At 49.0% G+C, this 18,831-nt stretch carries 17 protein-coding genes; 9 read left to right on the top strand and 8 right to left on the bottom strand.

All coding sequences use genetic code 11. The annotated features are described in order from the left end of the window. Positions 1-121 precede the first annotated feature (121 nt). The 3 genes from WH37_RS36725 to WH37_RS28240 form a co-directional block, all read right to left on the bottom strand. Entirely contained in the window at positions 122-4,720 is a 4,599-nt protein-coding gene (locus WH37_RS36725; RefSeq protein ID WP_231594406.1) for an S-layer homology domain-containing protein, read from the bottom strand. A gap of 444 nt (positions 4,721-5,164) precedes the next feature. Then, the gene (locus WH37_RS28245) at positions 5,165-6,103 is read right to left on the bottom strand and encodes an aldo/keto reductase (RefSeq protein ID WP_046234000.1); all 939 of its coding nucleotides are present in this window, start codon (positions 6,101-6,103) and stop codon (positions 5,165-5,167) included. 46 nt (positions 6,104-6,149) lie between these two features. Next, entirely contained in the window at positions 6,150-7,148 is a 999-nt protein-coding gene (locus WH37_RS28240; protein WP_046233999.1) for a Gfo/Idh/MocA family protein, read from the bottom strand. Positions 7,149-7,270: 122 nt separating this feature from the next. Between WH37_RS28240 and WH37_RS28235 the strand changes: the two genes are divergently transcribed. Continuing rightward, positions 7,271-8,122 (top strand): AraC family transcriptional regulator, encoded by an 852-nt coding sequence (locus tag WH37_RS28235; protein ID WP_046233998.1) that lies wholly within the window; start codon positions 7,271-7,273, stop codon positions 8,120-8,122. A 153-nt stretch (positions 8,123-8,275) separates the two neighbouring features. Here the strand turns inward: WH37_RS28235 and WH37_RS28230 are convergent, their stop codons facing one another. The 3 genes from WH37_RS28230 to WH37_RS37545 form a co-directional block, all read right to left on the bottom strand. After that, positions 8,276-8,485 (bottom strand): hypothetical protein, encoded by a 210-nt coding sequence (locus WH37_RS28230; RefSeq protein WP_143088689.1) that lies wholly within the window; start codon positions 8,483-8,485, stop codon positions 8,276-8,278. 232 nt (positions 8,486-8,717) lie between these two features. Then, entirely contained in the window at positions 8,718-8,885 is a 168-nt protein-coding gene (locus WH37_RS35825) for a hypothetical protein (protein ID WP_156182407.1), read from the bottom strand. A gap of 147 nt (positions 8,886-9,032) precedes the next feature. Beyond that, complete coding sequence (locus tag WH37_RS37545; RefSeq protein WP_197091400.1) at positions 9,033-9,233, bottom strand: TetR family transcriptional regulator; 201 nt, start codon at positions 9,231-9,233, stop codon at positions 9,033-9,035. Positions 9,234-9,271: 38 nt separating this feature from the next. On the opposite strand from WH37_RS37545, the gene WH37_RS35820 reads away from it, so the two are divergent. Beyond that, positions 9,272-9,442 (top strand): hypothetical protein, encoded by a 171-nt coding sequence (locus tag WH37_RS35820; protein WP_156182404.1) that lies wholly within the window; start codon positions 9,272-9,274, stop codon positions 9,440-9,442. Here WH37_RS35820 and WH37_RS35815 read toward each other — a convergent pair. Then, positions 9,419-9,796, bottom strand: a complete 378-nt coding sequence (locus WH37_RS35815) for a hypothetical protein (protein ID WP_143088691.1) — start codon at positions 9,794-9,796, stop codon at positions 9,419-9,421. The two genes, WH37_RS35820 and WH37_RS35815, sit on opposite strands and share 24 nt — an antisense overlap. Positions 9,797-10,009: 213 nt before the next feature. Beyond that, the gene (locus WH37_RS28215; RefSeq protein WP_046234010.1) at positions 10,010-10,861 is read right to left on the bottom strand and encodes an AraC family transcriptional regulator; all 852 of its coding nucleotides are present in this window, start codon (positions 10,859-10,861) and stop codon (positions 10,010-10,012) included. Positions 10,862-11,028: 167 nt separating this feature from the next. Between WH37_RS28215 and WH37_RS28210 the strand changes: the two genes are divergently transcribed. The 7 genes from WH37_RS28210 to WH37_RS28180 all read left to right on the top strand — a co-directional run bounded on the left by WH37_RS28210 (position 11,029) and on the right by WH37_RS28180 (position 18,824). Continuing rightward, positions 11,029-12,192 (top strand): Gfo/Idh/MocA family protein, encoded by a 1,164-nt coding sequence (locus WH37_RS28210; RefSeq protein ID WP_046233994.1) that lies wholly within the window; start codon positions 11,029-11,031, stop codon positions 12,190-12,192. A gap of 203 nt (positions 12,193-12,395) precedes the next feature. Next, positions 12,396-12,815 carry a GNAT family N-acetyltransferase gene (locus WH37_RS28205; RefSeq protein ID WP_046233993.1) on the top strand — a complete coding sequence of 140 codons (420 nt, stop codon included), beginning with the start codon at positions 12,396-12,398 and terminating at the stop codon, positions 12,813-12,815. Positions 12,816-12,842: 27 nt separating this feature from the next. Continuing rightward, positions 12,843-13,700 (top strand): aminoglycoside 6-adenylyltransferase, encoded by an 858-nt coding sequence (locus WH37_RS28200; RefSeq protein WP_046233992.1) that lies wholly within the window; start codon positions 12,843-12,845, stop codon positions 13,698-13,700. Positions 13,701-14,073: 373 nt separating this feature from the next. After that, on the top strand, positions 14,074-14,865 hold the full coding sequence (locus tag WH37_RS28195) for an SDR family oxidoreductase (RefSeq protein WP_414812485.1): 792 nt from the start codon (positions 14,074-14,076) through the stop codon (positions 14,863-14,865). A 93-nt stretch (positions 14,866-14,958) separates the two neighbouring features. Continuing rightward, positions 14,959-16,344 carry an AraC family transcriptional regulator gene (locus WH37_RS34010; protein ID WP_052737269.1) on the top strand — a complete coding sequence of 462 codons (1,386 nt, stop codon included), beginning with the start codon at positions 14,959-14,961 and terminating at the stop codon, positions 16,342-16,344. A 121-nt stretch (positions 16,345-16,465) separates the two neighbouring features. Then, on the top strand, positions 16,466-17,755 hold the full coding sequence (locus WH37_RS28185; protein ID WP_046233991.1) for an ABC transporter substrate-binding protein: 1,290 nt from the start codon (positions 16,466-16,468) through the stop codon (positions 17,753-17,755). Between the two features lie 124 nt (positions 17,756-17,879). After that, the gene (locus WH37_RS28180; protein ID WP_231594402.1) at positions 17,880-18,824 is read left to right on the top strand and encodes a carbohydrate ABC transporter permease; all 945 of its coding nucleotides are present in this window, start codon (positions 17,880-17,882) and stop codon (positions 18,822-18,824) included. Positions 18,825-18,831 lie beyond the last annotated feature (7 nt).

Genomic DNA, 18,831 nt, shown 5'->3' with positions numbered 1-18,831 from the left:
AAATTCAGGACCAAGGCCGCTTAACTAATCTTTATTTTTTATACTGTCTACTTGACGGGGTGCAGTTCAGCCATCTTGGATGACTTGAAGGGCAGCCCCATTGCGGTTGATCTCACTTTGATTATTGAATCAGGACTGATTTTTGCAGCAGTCTTTGCATGATGGCAGCAACCTCTGCTCTAGTGATAAAGGCTTTAGGAGCCAGCTCGGTGCTGGTTCGTCCGGATACAATGCCAGCCAGCACGCTGTCGGCAATGCCATTTTTCGCCCAATCAGCAGCATCCACTGCATCTTTATAAGGAAGCAGAGTTTGTTTTGCCGCCTCATTGGCTAGTTGGGTTTTCAAATTCGTAAGCGTCATCGCCTTGGCGACAATGAGCATTGCTTGCTCCCGTGTTATTTTATCGTTTGGACGGAACGTACCATCTTCAAACCCATTGATTAGATCATAGGCATGAGCGGTATGAATAGCGGAGCTATACCAGTCCGAGGCGGATACATCTGAAAAGGAAGCCGCACCGTCTTCCAGTCGCAAGCCTAGTCCACGGACAATTACAGCCGCAAACTCTGCGCGTGTAATATCGCGATTGGGATTAAAGAGACCTTGTGTATCGCCCTCAATAATCATTCGGGAGCCCATATCGTTGACTGCATTTTTCGACCAATGCGAAGCGACATCGCTAAACTCAAAGGGATGCCAGACAATCGCATACGTACTGTTGGTTAAGCTATTTATTTGTGCAAAATAGGCTCCATCCTCCTTGACGACCTTTGTTGGAACATGACGTACAGTTCCATCCGGTTCAACGACAATTCCGGTTGTAATCTTGCTTGGGTCTATGCCAGTTGGAATGGCAATCGAGCGCTGTACATAACGGTTGAATTTCGTGATTTCAAAGGTTTTATTGCCGTATATACCTTTGACAGTAAACTCAATGGCAGGAACGACAAGCGTGAGGCCTTCTTTAGCTAATGCATTATTCACAAAATTTTTCACATCAGCTGTTGGCGTGGATATTGTAATTTGAATTTTAATATCCTGCAAAGATCTTGCATTGCCGAGCTGGGCGGAAATAACGCTGCTATTGATTTGCAGAGCGGGAATTCTGTAGGCTGCATGATCTGTTCTGATTTCAAGAATGGCTTGGTAATCTTCCATCGTTTTAAGCATTTGCCCATTTATTTCACCAATGATGACATCAGATTGGCTGCTTACCGGAATCGTGATGACGGCAAACTGGCCTTCCTCCGCGAGCTTTTGCTCCAGCATCTTTTGATCCACCATAATGGTAGTTGTGGAACGGTTATTAATGCTGCTAGTGATAGAAGTACCGATATTTTCAACCTTGCCATTAATCCACACTTCAACACCGGTACGGGTAGCCGTCGACGCTGTCGGCTGGACAGCTGGCGAAGAAGATCCACCTCCACCACTGTTGTTGGTTGCCGCAATTGGCGTGACGGCATTAGAGACAACGGAATCCACACTCTCGCCTGCAGCATTAATGGCCTTGACCGTAAAGGTGTAGCTCGTACCATTTGTTAAGCCTGTAATGGTGATCGGGCTTGCTGTTCCAGTAACCGTTGCATTTCCTGGAGAAACGGTTATTTGATACCCCGTTACTAAGCTTCCGCCGTTGTCTGCTGGGGAATTGAAGGAAACAGTTGCCTGTTGATCTCCGGCTACTGCAGTAATGTTCGTTGGAGCCGTGGCAACGGTAGCAGGAGTGGTGCTGGCTTCATTGGAATCGAGGCTCAAGCCTCCTGCACCGCCTGCTTTTACAATGAAGTAATAAGCTGTGCCGTTGCTTAGACTTTGCACAATCGTGCTAGTGCCTGTCCCTGTTGCGACAGGTGTATTACTGTACTGCCCGGAAGCATCCGCTATATAAACGTTGTAATAGCTCGCTCCTGCTGAAGAGCTCCAATTCAAGGCGACTTGTTGATTACCGCCAAGGGCAACAAGGTTTTGCGGTTGATCAGGTGCGTTTAGTGCATTAACCGTTACGCCTGCTGCATTGCTTGTAGCTGTAGCGGTTTGATTGCCTGTTGCACTGCTGTCTGTGTTAGTGATGACAACATAGTAGTAGGTTGTGCCTGCACTGGAGGTAGGTGCTGAATACGAAGCGCTAGTTGCGCTGCCGATAAGCGTCCCGCCAACGTTGCTGTTAGTTGAATTACTGTACCATTGGTAACTCAGCGTCGCGCCCCCGCTAGCCGCAACACTTAGGTTCGCGCTGTCGCCCACATTCACTGTCTTATCCGTTGGCTGTGTATCGATAGTCGGAGTAGATGCATTGGTCAACGCATTCACGGTTACAGTAACCGCATTACTAGTAGCCGTAGCGGTTTGGTTTCCAGTAGCACTGCTGTCCGTATTGGTTACGACAACATAGTAGTAAATCGTGCCTGCACTAAAGGTAGGTGCTGCATACGAAGCGCTAGTCGCGCTGCCGATAAGCGTTCCACCAACGTTGCTATTCGTAGAATTGCTATACCACTGATAGCTGAGCGTCGCACCACCGCTAGCCGCAACACTCAAGCCAGCACTGTCGTCGACGTTCACGGTTCTATCTGTTGGTTCTGTATCGATAGAAGGTGTAGAAGCGTTAGTCAATGCATTCACGGTTACGGTTGCTACATTACTAGTAGCGGTAGCAGTCTGCATTCCTGTAGCACTGCTGTCTGTATTGGTTACAACAACGTAGTAGTAAGTTGTACCCGCACTGGAAGTTGGAGCTGCATACGTAGCGCTAGTTGCGCCGCCGATAAGCGTACCGCCCACTGTGCTGTTAGTTGAATTGCTATACCATTGGTAGCTCAGCGTCGAATCGCCGCTAGCTGCGACACTGAGGTTTGCACTATCGCCGACGTTCACGGTTCTATCTGTTGGTTCTGTATCAATAGAAGGTGTAGAAGCGTTGGTCAACGCATTCACGGTTACAGTAGCTACATTGCTTGTAGCTGTAGCGGTTTGATTGCCCGTTGCACTGTTGTCTGTATTGGTTACGACAACATAGTAGTAAATCGTACCTGCACTGGAAGTTGGCGCCGAATACGAAGCGCTAGTTGCGCCGCCGATAAGCGCCCCACCTACGTTGCTATTCGTAGAATTGCTGAACCACTGGTAGCTCAGCGTCGCACCACCGCTAGCCGCAACACTTAGGTTCGCGCTGTCGCCCACATTCACAGTTTTATCCGTTGGCTGTGTATTGATAGAAGGTGTAGACGCGTTGGTCAACGCATTCACGGTTACAGTTGCCGCATTGCTAGTAGTCGTAGCAGTCTGGTTCCCTGTAGCACTGCTGTCCGTATTGGTTACAACAACATAGTAGTAAGTCGTGCCGGCACTGGAGGTAGGTGCTGCATACGAAGCGCTAGTCGCGCTGCCGATAAGCGTTCCACCAACGTTGCTATTCGTAGAATTGCTATACCACTGATAGCTCAGCGATACGCCCCCGCTAGCCGCGACACTCAGGTTTGCACTACCGCCTACGTTCAAGGTTTTATCTGTTGGCTGAGTATTAATAGTCGGAATGGAAGCGTTGGTTAACGCATTCACGTTTACAGTCGCTGCATTGCTAGTAGCGGTAGCAGTCTGGTTCCCCGTAGCGCTGCTGTCTGTATTGGTTACGACAACATAGTAGTAAGTCGTACCCGCACTAGAGGTAGGTGCTGCATACGAAGCGCTAGTCGCGCCGCCGATAAGCGTACCGCCCACATTGCTATTCGTCGAATTACTGTACCATTGGTAGCTCAGCGTCGCGCTACCGCTAGCCGCGACACTCAGGCTAGCATTACCGCCTACGTTCACGGTTTTATCTGTTGGCTGCGTGCCAATAGTCGGCGTAGCCGCATGAGTGAGAGCATTCACGGTAACCTCAGCTGCATTACTGGTAGCCGTAGCAGTCTGGTTCCCCGTAGCGCTGCTGTCTGTATTGGTTACGACAACATAGTAGTAAGTCGTGCCCGCACTAGAGGTTGGCGCTGCATACGAAGCACCAGTTGCGCCGCCGATAAGCGACCCGCCCACATTGCTATTCGTCGAATTGCTATACCATTGGTAGCTCAGTGTCGCGCCCCCGCTAGCTGCAACACTCAGGTTCGCACTGCCGCCGACGTTCACGGTTTTATCCGTTGGCTGCGTGCCAATAGTCGGCGCAGCCGCATTAGTGATGATTGGTTCCTCGATTTGAATATTATTAATTCCATGCCAGCTTGAAGCTGCTGAATATAGAAGCACCTTGTCTACATTGTAAAAAGCCGTTCCCAGTATCTCGGTTTTTGAACTGTAATCATTTACTAATTCATCTGTATTAAATGAAGTACTTCCTACCTCAATATCATTGCGATAGCCTTTTACGGTAATGGAAGTGGACACCCCAAAATTAGAGTAAAAGAAACCTTTCAAGCGAAACGTGGTTCCATCAGACGATTGTATGCCCATGCCTTTCCAACCGCCAGTTATATTAGCAGCATAACTAGTCAAAGCATCAAAGGAATCACCGGCTTGTGTATCTCCATGTACCAGTTTTTCTGTGATAATCGTACCAGCGGTATCGCTGATATTGTAAAACTGCATATTAATACCTGCGATGTTGGAAGATCCTCCCTCGCCGTCCTCGGCAATACCGTCGTTCCACGCAGTTGCTTCATTGGTGGAAAACGTGACAGTTGTGGGGGTGATAGCAGCAGCAGCGACGTCTATAAATGGATTCATAGACAAACTGCTAGAAAGAACGATCGTCAAGCTTAATAAAATAACAAAGGCCCTCTTGAGATGTTTAACCGAGCGTATAATATGGATCACTCCCTCAGATGTAGGTGCTCTTAATAAAATGGTTTACAACGGTGCACGACTTCATATTATTTCTATAAGCTTACGGTTCAAAATCTCTCATACAATCTGCTGCTAAAGCCCCCCCAATCCCTCAGTTATCTGAAAATAGTAGTAGATAATATAACAGACAATATTCGACAAAAAGGTGTCGATTTCCTTTGCCTTAAAACAGCGCTATCAATAATATTTTTCCTGCGAAAAGCACGCCAAAAAGCCGCCAATAAGTTGGCGGCTAAACAATATTTTTGATCAAGGTCAGGGTTCTTCTAAATAAAACTTTATCGACACGACCCTAACATTTATTAGAGTAATTGTCTTTCCGTATTAGCCACGATCCGAGGTCAGATCCAGCCAATTCCGCTCTTCCGCCGTCAATGTAATGAGCGAGCCTTCATCGCAGGATCGCAGCTCCTCCAGCGATTGTGCACCGATTAAGGCGCAGGTTGGAAATGGCTGATTCAGCACGTAAGCAAGTGCAATTTGAATAGCGGTTACTCCTTTGCGAGCTGCAAGCTGCTTGGCACGCTCGAGTCGCTCCCAGTTGCCGTCGCTATAGAAAACACGGACCAGATCGGCATTCGACCGATCCTCGGGTGTGAAGCGTTCCGTGAAGAAGCCTCTGGCTTGGGACGACCATGAAAATAACGGCATTTGCGTTACTTCATGCCATGCGGATGTCTCCTCATCGGCGGAAACGCAGCCTGCCCAGAACGGTTCGTTTGCTTTTGCCAGGCTGAAGTTGGGGCTGTTGAAGGAAAAGCCGACCAAGCCTTTGGCTGCTGCATAATCATTGGCTTCCTTAATACGCTGCCATGACCAGTTGGACACGCCAATCGTCCGGACGGCGCCTGAGGAGATATGCTCGTTCAAAATTTCAATGACCTCACCAGCGGGAACGGCTGGATCATCGCGGTGCAGCGCATACATATCAATGTAGTCGGTTTGCAAACGCTCGATGCTTTTGTTTAAATCGCTGCGAATGGCTTCGCTGCTTACACGTGGGCCATTCTGATCATGGTGCGCGCCTTTGGTCAAAATAACCCACTGCTCGCGATTGCCTCTTTCCTTCAAATAACGGCCGATGACTTCCTCACTTTGCCCGCCGCAGTAAATATGAGCCGAATCAATAGAATTGCCGCCGATGGCGAAAAAAGCATCCAAATTTGCCGCAGCTTTATCGTAGCGTTCATGGATAAAATAATCGGAGCCTTTCATTAACCGGGATACCGGTTTGTCCAAGCCTTGCACCTTTAAATATTCCATTGTTGTCGAGGCCTCCTCAATAGGCTAATGTGCTTGATTATCTTATTTATAAAATAACTCTTTGATGCTCGCGCGCAGACAGCAGGCAGGCATCAATAACTTTCATATTGCGGATGGCATCCGCAGCACCGAAGGTTAGAGCTTTACCTTCTGTAATGGCTCGTGCTATATGATCGGCTTGCTCGGTATAGGCATTGACATAAGGGACTTCCACTTCCTTGCGCTCGCCGCCAGACGTGACGAATATCGTGCCGCTTTCTGGAGTAGGCGTAACAAAAGCAGAAGGAACCTCAATGATTCCGTCACTGCCTAGCACCTCAAGCGGATTACGGAAAGCGGACCACATGCCGCAATCGAAGGTGAGCGATACATTGCCCTCGAATTCAATCAATCCGGATGCCATCATATCCACGTCGTCATGCTCGGGTGAAAATTGGGCGTTCACCGTTACCGCTTCGGGTTCCTTGCCGAGCAATAGGCGGGCTGCATTAATCGGGTAGCAGCCTACGTCATAGAGGGAGCCGCCGCCCCAAGCTTTGCGATAGCGAACGTTTGCTGTATCGCCTGCATTATTGAACGTAAATGCACTGCGTATGCCGCGTACTTCACCGATTGCACCGTTTGCAATTAAGTCTTTGATCGTTTCGTAACGGGGATGATAGCGATACATAAAGGCCTCGGAGAGCAGGACGCCAGCTTGATCAGCGGCTTCAGCCATTTCTGCTGCTTCGTGTGCCGTAAGGGCAAGCGGTTTTTCGCATAAAATATGCTTGCCCGCAGCAGCAGCCTTGATCGCCCATTCCTTATGCAAATGGTTAGGAAGCGGTATATAAATGACGTCGATGGAGCTGTCCGCCAAAAGGGCTTCGTAGCTGTCGTATGCAGTCGAAATTTGGAGTTGTTCGGCGGTTTGCTTTGCCTTGTCTCCGTCGCGGCTGGCGATGGCTGCTACTTCATTTAGTTCAGATAAATGCAGCCCCGGAATAACAGCGCGTTTCGCAATTCCAGCACAGCCTACAATGCCCCATTTTAACTTTTTGCTCATGATTCAACCTCGCTTTGTATGTTGATTTATGATGATATTGCGATTATAGAGGATGTGAATTAAAATTAAAATGATAATATTTTGCATCCTATTAAAACAATATTGTCATTGAGGTGTTGAATTTGCATCGTCAAAGCCATTTGCTTACCCTTCCGAAAATGCCTTACTTTTGCTTTCCGGAATCGATTGGAAATTACAACGAGCAGCCCGAGCATAGCGTATATCGGGAAGCGGGCGCTTTGAACAATTTTAATATTCATTTTGTTGCTGCGGGCAGAGGATTTGTCGAATTGGACGGTGTCGTTCATGAGCTGCGCGCGGGGGAAGCGGTGCTTTATTTTCCACTGCAAAAGCAGCGTTATTACAGCAGCAAGGATGAGCCGTGGGACATCCGCTGGTTTCACTTTTATGGCGGCAGCGGACTCCGCGATTATTTGCTTGAACAGGGCTTGCATAAAAGCCCTTTATGGAGACTGCGTCAGCCCGCAGCTTGGGAGAAGGCTCATGAGGAGCTGCTGCGCGAGGCGGAGACGCATCGCATGCTGCATCCGGCACATCTCTCTATGCTTACTTATGCCTTGCTTACGATATTCGTCGAGCAGGCAGTGGCGCTGAATCAGGGCAAGGCGGAAACGTCCGCCGACCGAATCATGGAGCTGCTTCCGCTGATGCAGCAGGAGGCGGTGAAGCCGTTTATTTTGGATGAATGGGCGGAGAGGGTCGGAGTGACGCCTTATTATTTCTGCAAGCTGTTTCGAGCGGCGACGAGGATGACGCCGATGGATTTTATTACGCGCTGCCGTCTGCAAGCGGCCAAGCAATGGCTGTTGGAGCGGAAGGACGACAACATTGGGCAAATTGCCGAAGAGGCTGGCTATCCGAGCGTCAGCTATTTCAATAAGCGTTTTATGCAGCATGAGGGCATGACGCCGACAGCTTACCGCAGACTGTATGGGATACATGGCAAGGAATAATGGGGTCTGATCTAGCAAGCTGGGAGAAGAGCAGAGGGATTCCGGCGTTGCAAGGGAAAAATAAATAAGGTTGGGTCTCCTCAATAAAGGAAAATCCAACCTTTTGCCGATTGCGGCATATTTGCATTCGTTAGCCGCTTATAGTGTGCAGGTTTACGAGGAGTGCTTTTTTAACTCAGACTTTTTGTAAACCAGCTGTCGGGAGAGCTCGGCTTGTTTTTTGGCGCTTTCAGCGATTTCTTCATTCAATTTATTAATACGGGTCAGTTTGCTGCTTAAATCGCTGGGCAAGCTGCTTTTTTTGCTATCCTTTTGCAACTGCTTCAGCTTCGCCTGCGCTTTTATGGATTTATTCTTTTCCAATACGCTTTGGGCTTCTAGAGCAGCAATTTCTCTTTTGAGCCGGCTTATAATCGATGTAGTGAAACTAATGGACATTCAGGCACCTCTTCATCATATCGTAGAGCATGCTCCCATTTTACTATAAACCGCACGGTTGTGCGAATAGCCTGCGACATTGCCGATCGCTGCATCGAAAATTTCCGCTATATCGTGGGCAGATAAATGGGCACTAGGTTCGAGTCTTCTCGACATTTTAAGCAGGCAGCAGCAGTGCGCCCGTTCCGCTCCGGATCAGCTTGGCTGCCGCTGCCGCCAGTTCTTCCTGCGGGGTTTCCTGATGATGGCTCCATTTGTGGGCAACGCCATAGATGGACCAGCTTACGAGCGTTATTGCCAGCTCCAGCTCCCCCTGGCTTGCCACCGCTTATTCCCTCCGAACGTGCAACAGTTTGCTTAATAAAGGCACCCAGCCTCGAAATAATTTTCTCTTCCATAAGGGACATGACGGAAGGTGTTATCTTCTTGCAGCCACGCTTTACTAATTTGAAATAGTCGCATACCGCCATAATCAGATTTTCCAGCGTTTCTGCGCTGAAGGAGCTTTCATCGAGCTTTTTCGAACTAACGTCTGATCAAAAAACTCCAGAAATAACACCTCTAAAAGCATATATTTATCCTCGTAGTGAGCATAAAAGGTCGCCCTGTTCATAGTTGCGATTTCAGTAATATCCTTCACGGTAATCGATTCAAAATCGCGTTCTACAGCCATGCTTGAAAGCATTATGGATCGGTTTTTGGAAGCCTAAAATGACGCTGCCCGCTGTCGGACTAGTGATCATACTTATGCTGGGCGCAGTCGTTACGCATTTAGCAGCAGGCCAAGGAATGGGCGAGCTTGTAAGTCCGGTCATTATGCTTGTTTTAGCTCTGGCAATCGGAGCAGGGAAGCTATGGTTAGTAAAGGTGAAAATAGCATAAAAGGCACACACCATAATCTATTAATCTCCATACAATAATATCAACTCTATGACTAAGGAGATGGTATTTTTGTCGAGAAAAGGAGGAAGCAGCATCCGGGGCTGTGGCAATAAGATTTCCGTCAGTCGCAGCTATGGCAGCAAAAGTTATAGAAACAATAGCTCCAGCATTATAAGCTATGGAAATACAAGCTATGGAAATAAAAACCACGTTAATAAAAGCTATGAGAATAATAGCACAGGCGATCGAAGCTACCGCAACAAAAGCGGAGGCAGTAAAAGGGAGGACAGCAACAGCTGCATTCGGAATATTCTTATGCGTATTGGTGTAGGTACTCCTAATATTCGCATTCATTTTGACGGTACCTCCCATGTCGGCGTGTTTATGGGATTTTCCGATGGCTGCGCCATTCTTAACGTGAAGGGTGTTGTTACTTATATTAAACTTGCCTCCATAACCGCGATCGAAATTGGGGTGAAAGCGAGCCCTCGCCGAAAAAGAAAATGGAAATGCAAAAAAGCTTAGCATGGGTAGAGTCAGGCCGCTTTCTAAGCGGATATAGCGGCCTTATTTTCTACGCTGAATATGCAGCCGATATTGATGCGGCGTATGTCCCATCTGCTGACGAAATACCTTGCAGAAATAAGAGGGATTGCCCATGCCGACACGGGTAGCGATTTCAGGTACGGTCAGCGTCGTTTCGATTAAATAGAGGCAGGCATGACGGACGCGCGTCGCTTTGGTATAGTCCATAATGGTCGAGCCCGTAGCCTGCTTGAACAAATGGACGACATGATAGCGGGACAGATGAAGCGCTTCGGCCATTTGCTCCAGCCGAAACGGCTCCTGATAGTGCTGCTCAATCCACTCCATCATTTCCTCTGCCCGGTGGCTCGGCCTTCTTGTTCGCAAGGTGGACTGGCTGCCGGGCTTTTGGCGAATTGCTTTTAATTGCCGTAGCAACTCCAACAGCAGAAAATGGTCCTCCTCCTCTTCCGCTTGTTCATCAGCAGCGAGCTGCTCCCGCGTTTCCTTAAATTGCTTCAACAGCAGCGCAAGCGGCGACGTCTCAGCAATACCGTACCAGGGCTCGCCGCTCGATCGAAGCAGCAATTCCTCGAAAAAGGCTTTCAGCAGCGGGAAGGCGCTCCAGTATTTTTTGAGCGGCGAAGGTTCAAACATGAGCACGGTGCGAATGAACGGCTGCTCCGCCGATATATCCATCTGTACCCGGTGAAGCTGAAAGGGATGGAAAACCATTAAAGTATTCGGCTCAACCCGGTAGCGCTTGCCTTCGACGATAAGATCCCCATGTCCGGCATGGACATAGGAAAATTCCATTTGGGGATGGGCGTGAAACACTTCCCAGAAGCTGCTATCGGATGATATGCGATAGTGGAATGAAAACTGCTCTTCCATTTTGTGCACGGCTGTCCTGCCTCCCTTATCTCGCATATAACTGCAAACACTTTAAAAACCGCAATATAGTTGTATTTTATCACAATTCCCAATCATAAATGATGTGGATTTTCCTTTAAAATAAAGAGGAAAACATCAACTCATTAGCGGACGGGGGAGTTCGTTTTATGCTGAAAGTAGCGATTATTGGGGCAGGGGCCATCAGCTCTGCTCATTTGGAAGCGTACAGGACGTTTGGCAGCCGCTGCAAGGTTGTAGCGATTTGTGATGCGTACATGGATAAGGCTCAGGCAAGGCTACAGCAGTTTCAATTAGAAGGCGTGAAAATTGTAGCTGATTACAAGGAGCTGCTGGGAGAGGATATCGATTTGGTATCGGTATGTACGCCGCCGTATACCCATGCGCCTATTGCGGTCGATCTTCTGAACGATGGCAAGCATGTACTCGTGGAGAAGCCGATGGCCTCTTCTTTGCAGGAATGCGACCAAATGAATGAAGCGGCCCGCCGCAGCGGGAAAATCCTTTCCATTGTTGCGCAAAATCGCTTTAAAACGCCGATGATGAAGCTGAAATCGGTGGTAGATAGCGGTCTGATGGGGCCTATCGTCCATGCCCAGGTTGATTCCTTCTGGTGGCGGGGGCATTGTTATTACGATTTGTGGTGGCGAGGCACTTGGGAGAAAGAAGGCGGCGGCTGTACGCTGAACCATGCGGTGCACCATATTGATGCGCTGCTGTGGATGATGGGGCAGCCGAGCGAGTTGCAAGCATTTATGACAAATACATCGCATGATAATGCGGAAGTCGAGGACCTGTCGATGGCGATGCTGCGCTTCCCGCAAGGGGCGCTCGGCATTGTGACCAGCTCAGTCGTGCATCATGGAGAGGAGCAGCAGCTGATTTTTCAAGGCAAGCAAGCCCGCGTATCCGCGCCGTGGAAAATAAAAGCGTCGCTCTCGAGCCCGAATGGCTTCCCGACCCCGAATGAGGGGCTGGAGCAGCAGCTTCAGGAGTTGTATGACAGCCTGCCGGAAGTGAAGTATATTGGCCATGAGGGCCAGATTGATAATGTGCTCACCGCAATCGAGACGGGGGCCCCCGTTCTCGTTGATGGCATCAGCGGACGCAGCACGCTGGAGTTCATTACGGGCATTTACAAGTCGGCAAGCACAGGAGAGAAGGTTGTCTTTCCGCTTGCTGAGAACGATCCATTTTACACGCGTGAAGGCCTGACGGCACATACGCCCCGTTTTTATGGGAAAACCGCTTCGGTGGAAAATTTTCAGGAAGCAGCAATTACGACAGGCAGCAGCCTGGAAAATAAAGTATAACGCTCACTTTTTAAGCAGCCTAGCCCAAGCATACTGATGCTTGGGCTAGGCTGTTATTCATTTTGCTCATCCGGTATGAATGGGTAAAAGGTAAGCTTCCTCTGTAAGATATGATTGATTTGGATATAGCTTTTTCTCTGGTTGCGGTTGATAATACAAGAATGGGATAGGAATTATCTAGGAGAAAGTAGAGGGGGAGAATCATGGAGCTTCAAATCATCAATGAATCAAATTCAGCCGATAAGAAAGCTGTGCTAAATAAGCTAATCGCCTTTAATAGGAAGCACTTTCCGAAAGAATTAAGCGACAGATACCAAGAGATTAATCTGATTTTAAAAAAGGACGATGGCGTCGTGTATGGCGGGCTTCTGGGCGAAGTGTGCTGGAACTGGCTGGAGGTGCACATTTTGTATGTAGATGAGGAGCTGCGCAAGCTCGGATACGGGTCGAAGCTCCTGGAAGAAGCGGAAAGGCTTGCCAAAGAGAAAAAATGCGATTTTATTAAGCTGGATACGTTAAGCTTCCAAGCGCTGGATTTTTACAAGAAGCATGGCTATGAGGTGTATGGAACGATAGACAACGCCGGTGGCCATCAGCATTATTATTTGAAAAAGGATCTTTAATACTCCATAAGTAAAGGCGGATCGGAAATGGCGGATTTATACGAAATGCTGGAGCAGCGAATTGTAAGCTGGGCTGGTGAAAACGAAGAAATACAGGCGATGTATGTCATGGGCTCACGGGCAAGAACGGAAAAGCCGTTCGATGAATTTTCCGATCTGGATATTGTCATTTATTCGACCAATCCGGACTACTATTTTCAAAATAATGATTGGCTGCTAGACATTGGGGAAGTATGGACGAGCTTCATGTACCGGACGGCAGGAGGGGATCCTGAGAAATTAGTGCTTTTCAACGAGGGACTGCAGGTGGATTTCTTGTTTTGTCCTATCGCTGAACTAGAGCGTTTGGCTGCTAGCGGACAAGTGCCGCAAGGCTTTAAGCGCGGGGTGAAGCTGCTGCTGGACAAGACGGGCAGCGGCGACAAATTGATTCCCAAGGAAGCTGTCCCTGACCTGCCGCCACCGATTACGGCAGTTGCCTTCCTGCAAGCCGTTCAGCAATATGGGTTTGCCTGCCTGTATGTGGCGAAGCAGATTTTGCGCGGCGAATTGTGGGTCGCGGGTGAAAGGGATCACGATTGCAAGCAACTGCTGCTGCAAATGATGGAGTGGCATGCCAAGGCGATTCATGGACAAAACTATGACACCTGGCATGCAGGCAAATTTATTGCAGACTGGGCAGATGATGCGGTTATAGCGGACTTAAAACAATCGTTCGGAGGTTTTGATCAGATAGCTAGCTGGAAAGCTTTAAATGTTTCCTTTGAATTATTCAGCCGTCTGTCTTTCGAGACAGCGCAAGTTTATCATTATGATTACCCGCACAGCTTGTATAGCAATATCAAAGCTTGGCTGCATGCGAGACGAATGGAGAAAGTGACTTAGCATGGCTTAGCTGCGTGCAGCTTGAGCAGGTGAATTAAGGACGAAATTTCCGTATTTTCTATAATTGCCAAAAACTCCTCCTCATGTTATGCTCCCAAGTAGAGATGCACGAAAAGGAGACTTGAACCAGCCATGTGGATGTTCCTGTAGAGGTTATCAGCAGAATAGAATGCCGATTTAGTAAGAGGCTTTATCTTACTATTGTATTTGGCGTTCCTTTCGCAAACCTTACAGGATAAGCAGGGCTGGGGCTATCATATACCCCTGTCAGCGGCTGCCTATAGGCAGTCGTTGTTCGTTATGGGGAAGATCAGCATCTCGGGTGAATGCCCATCGTCTTCTTATCCTCCAATAAGGAATGGGGGAATTACACATGACTTCTATGAAAACTTCTATGAAAAATAAAATCGCTATCGTGACGGGCGCAAGCCGCTCCACGGGCATTGGAACAGCGATCTGCCGCGCGCTCGCGGGCAGCGGAATCGATATCTTTTTTACGCATTGGCAAGCGTTTGATGAGATGGAGGGCAATGGCCTAGAGCAAGCTTGGCCGGAGCAATTGTGCGGCGAATTGGAACGTTTAGGCGTAAGGGCAAGTCAGATGGAGGCTGATTTTTCCAATTCGGAAATGCCATCTCTCATTATGGATGAGGTGGAGCGGACGCTCGGCAGCCCCTCGATATTAATTAATAATGCGGCTTATTGTGTGCCGACTAATTTTCGAACGCTGAATCTGGCTCTGCTGGAGCAGCATTATGTAGTGAATAACCGAACAACGATGCTGCTCAGCACCGAGTTCGCGAAGCGCTTTGAGCACAATCATCCAGCAGGAACGAACGGAAGAATTATATTTATGGTTTCCAAAGGGCCGGATGCGAATAACCTTGCTTATACGGCTACGAAAGGCGCTTTAATCGCCCTCATCGAGCCGCTTGCCGTGGGGCTTGCTCCGCTGCAAATAACGGTCAATGGCTTCGATCCGGGGCCGACCGATTCGGGCTGGATGGATGATGAGCTGAAAGCCCACCTTCTGCCACTATTCCCAATGGGGAGAATTGGCCTGCCAGAGGATGCAGCGAAAACGATCCGTTTTCTAGCCAGCGACGACGCGCAGTGGATTACGGGCCAGGTGATTAAATCCGAAGGCGGATTTTTGGGGAAATAATAGGGAAGCGGCTGCTATGATGCGGCCGCTTTTATTTTTTAAAGGCGTGTGACACAATGAAATGACTATTCCAATGGCTAGGAGGGACGGCGTATGTCATTACTGTTTATTCCCGGTGGCGGGAGGGACAACTGTCTGGAGGAGTTTGCACTGCCGGATTTCCAATTCAGCTTTCAGCTTCATGGCACGCACTGGCGCAGCGCGGGGCAAGGCTGGTTTTACCCGGAGCATGAGCACCCTTTGCTGGAAATTAATTTGGTCGTTGACGGCTTCCAAAAAATGATCATTAATGACGTTCCTTATGAGCAGTCGCCTGGCGATCTTGTCATTATTCCTCCCAGTTACACACATGCCAGCGAGACGAATGCGTTGGAGGGGGTGACCTACTTTTGTCTTCATCTGGACATTGATGACCGATCGCTTGCCTATTCCATTTTTCACCCCCCACAGCTGTTCTATGCGGCAGATTCTCACATGACGGAGCGGCTGAGGCCGATTCTCAATCAATTAATGGAAGCTTCGCGCCACTCTGCGGCGATGAGCCAACTGGAACGGATGAAGCTGCGCACTTATGTGCTGCAATTGCTCATTGTGCTGATCGAGCATAGGCTGGAGGGAAATGACAGCCTTGAGCCTGCGGCTGCTTCAAAGGATGAAGGCCGCGGCCCATCCCTGGAAATAATTAAATTGCGCGAGCAAAATGTGCTGGAATCGCGCGTGCAGGATTTATTTTATGAGCAGCAGCTGCCAGAGCTGCCGCTGGATCATTCTCTTTTTCCCCCGCATCGGTGGGTGGGTCTGTTCACTTTGACATGCTCGGATCGTGAATTTTGGACGAAGCCCGACCGCTTCTGGGCGAAAAGCTTGCTGGAGGACGTCTTGGCTCCTCACGGAACGAGCGTCATTATTATGGAAGCCTCGCGCATGACGGCGGTGTTATTTTCCACCGAAATATCAGTTCCGCACCTGGAGCAGCTTATGGAGGAAGCGCGGCGAGGCCTGGAGCAAAAGCTGGCTGTGCCAATGGCAGCTGGACTCGGTGGCGTAACGGCGGATTTGGCGTCGATGCGTGCGATGTATGAGCAGAGCATGAGAACGTTTCAAGACGGCCTGCCCGATTCCACGATCAATCGGACGATGAATGAATTTGTTCATCGCATTATTCGAAATGCGATGTCTTATATCCAATATGAATATGCCAATCGCGAGTTTTCCCTCAGCATGTTGGCAAATCGGCTTGATGTAACACCCAATTACTTGAGCGCCCTATTCACATCTGAGACGGGCCTATCCTTCACCCGGCATTTGACGCAAATTCGGATGGAGCGGGCAAAGACGCTGTTGCGCGAAACAAATTTGAAAATTTATCAAATTTGCCATAACACCGGCTACTCCGATCAAGCTTATTTCAGCCGATTGTTTAAATCGCTGGAAGGGGTCAGTCCATATGACTATCGCATCCGGTCGAGTTCGACCTGAAAAAATGCCCCGATTGTAGAATAGTTCAAAAAATCGTATATCCCCCACATTCTCGGGCCTTGCCTGCAAGTGGTATAACTGACTTGTAAAGGCTTACATTATGATGCAGGGGGATATAAAGATGAGAATGAAGCGACCTTTTATTATGCTGCTGGCCGCCGGATTATTGGCTGGTTCCTTGGCTGCTTGCAGCTCCTCGAATGACCCATCTTCAAGTGACACTTCAGAAAACGCTAACACGCCAGTCAAGCTTACTTACTGGAATACGAACGGTCCCGGACTTGATGGACTGATTAAACAGTATCAGGAAGAAAATAAAAACATTACGCTGGATGTGCAAATTGACGAAGCCAACCATAAGCAAAATCTGTTAACCGCGCTTTCCGCAGGCAGCGGAGCGCCGGATATCGTTATTTTGACGGTTGATGATATTCCGCAGTTTAAGAAAGAGGATTATTTCTACAATTTGAAAGATTTTGGAGCGGATGCGCTGCAAAAGGATTATCTCGATTCCCGCTGGAAGCAGGGCACAAGCGCGGATGGCAGCTTTATTTTTGGCATACCGACCGATTCTGGCCCTATGGCGATGATGTATCGCACCCAGCTGTTCGAGCAGGCGGGGCTGCCGACTGACCGCGAAGAGGTATCCAAGCTTGCAGCCACCTGGGATGACTATTTCAAACTGGGCGAGACGATTAAGGAGAAGACGGGCAAGCCGCTTACGACCGACGCCTTCTTCGGCGCCTTTCTGCCTAAAATCCAGCAGGGCGGAGAGTTTACCTTTTTTGACAAGGACGGCAATTTGACGATGGATACGAATCCGGCGGTTAAAGAGGCCTGGGATTTCTCAGCGAAGCTCGCTCAGGTTGGTCTGACCGCACAGCAGCCGGATTTTTCGAATGACTGGAAGGTCGGACTGGACACGGGGGATTTCGCGACGATGTTTGCCCCTCCGTGGATGCTCGGCCTCGTGAAGCAAAATGCTCCGAATGCCAAAGGGAAATGGGATATTGCGATGATGCCAGGCGGCTCGGCGAACTGGGGCGGCTCCTTCCTGCTCATTCCTAAGCAAAGCAAGCACGCGAAGGAAGCTTATGCGTTTATTAAATGGATTTTGGCGCCGGAGCAGCAGCTTTCAGTCTATGAATCCAATGGCAATTTTCCTTCGACGCCGGGTGTATACAAGGATGAAGGGTTCACCTCGAAAAAGGATAATTTTTTCAATGGCGCACCGGTAGGCGAGATTTATCCGAAAGCAGCGGAGCAGGTGACGCTAATGGACTCGATTAATAATTGGTCCGCCATTACGAATGAAATTGGGCAGCAGCTCCCGAATGTGGAGAAGGGTGCTGATCCCGAGCGAACGTGGACGGAACTGGTCAGCAAGGTGAAATCAACGCTTGCTCGCTAAGGGGAGAGACGCTTGCAGGATTAAGTGGCAGAGCTAAGAGGATAGGGAGCAGCCTTCTGGCTGCGCTCTGCCTCTATTTTTCAAGGGTGAAATGGCGTAAGGCTGCCAGGAGGGAGGCTGGAAAGTGGAGAGGAAGATGAGGACCGGGCAAGCCGCCCGCCGCTTTAATCAGCGAATGAGCGACCATATTTCCGGCTATTTGTACACGCTGCCGTTTTTTGCGATCTTCATGGTATTTGGCTTCTATCCGATGCTGTATACCATTTATATTTCCTTGTTCAAATGGGATATGCTCGGGGACCGGACGTTTGTCGGACTGCGGAATTATCGGCTGCTGTTAACGGATGACCCCTTGTTTTGGAAATCGATTGGCAACACTTTTTTAATTTGGTTTGAATCGGTGCCCTTTCAAATTTTGTTTGCGATCTTGCTGGCGGTGCTGCTTAATCAGGCGTTTATTAAAGGAAAAGGCGTGTTCCGCTTTTTTATTTTTTTGCCGAATATCACCTCGCTCGTTGCGGTGAGCTTGATTTTCGCTAATGTGTTTGGCGTGAAATACGGCTTGTTCAACTATTTGCTTACGCTGCTGGGCTTGGATCGAATTGATTGGGCGGGGGATTCATGGGCTACGCAGCTTGCTGTCGCTGCGCTTGTGTTTTGGCGCTATCTCGGCTTCCACATGGTCATTCAGCTAGCAGGCCTGCAAAGCATTCCAGGTGATTTATACGAAGCTGCTACGATTGATGGGGCAAGCAAGGGGCAGCAGTTTTTCCGCATTACGATTCCATTGCTGACGCCAACGATTATGTTCTCTACGCTGATTGCTACGACCGGGGGGCTGCAGCTGTTTACAGAGCCGTTCACCTTCATGTCCGATTTGTCGGGAGCCGTCGCGGCTGTGAATGGCGGTACGAACAATCAGGTGCTTACTGTTGTCATGTATTTATATAAAACGGCATTCACCGACCACGCCTTCGGCTATTCTTCGGCGATTGCCAATTTGCTGCTCGTCATTATTTTGTTGTTCGCTTTATTCAATTCGCTGCTTGTCGGAAAGCTAAGGAGGTAGGAGGCAG

Source organism: Paenibacillus algorifonticola, assembly GCF_000971975.1.
GTDB lineage: Bacteria > Bacillota > Bacilli > Paenibacillales > Paenibacillaceae > Pristimantibacillus > Pristimantibacillus algorifonticola.
Note: the sequence above shows the minus strand (reverse complement) of the source record. Positions and strands in the feature narration are given on the sequence as shown.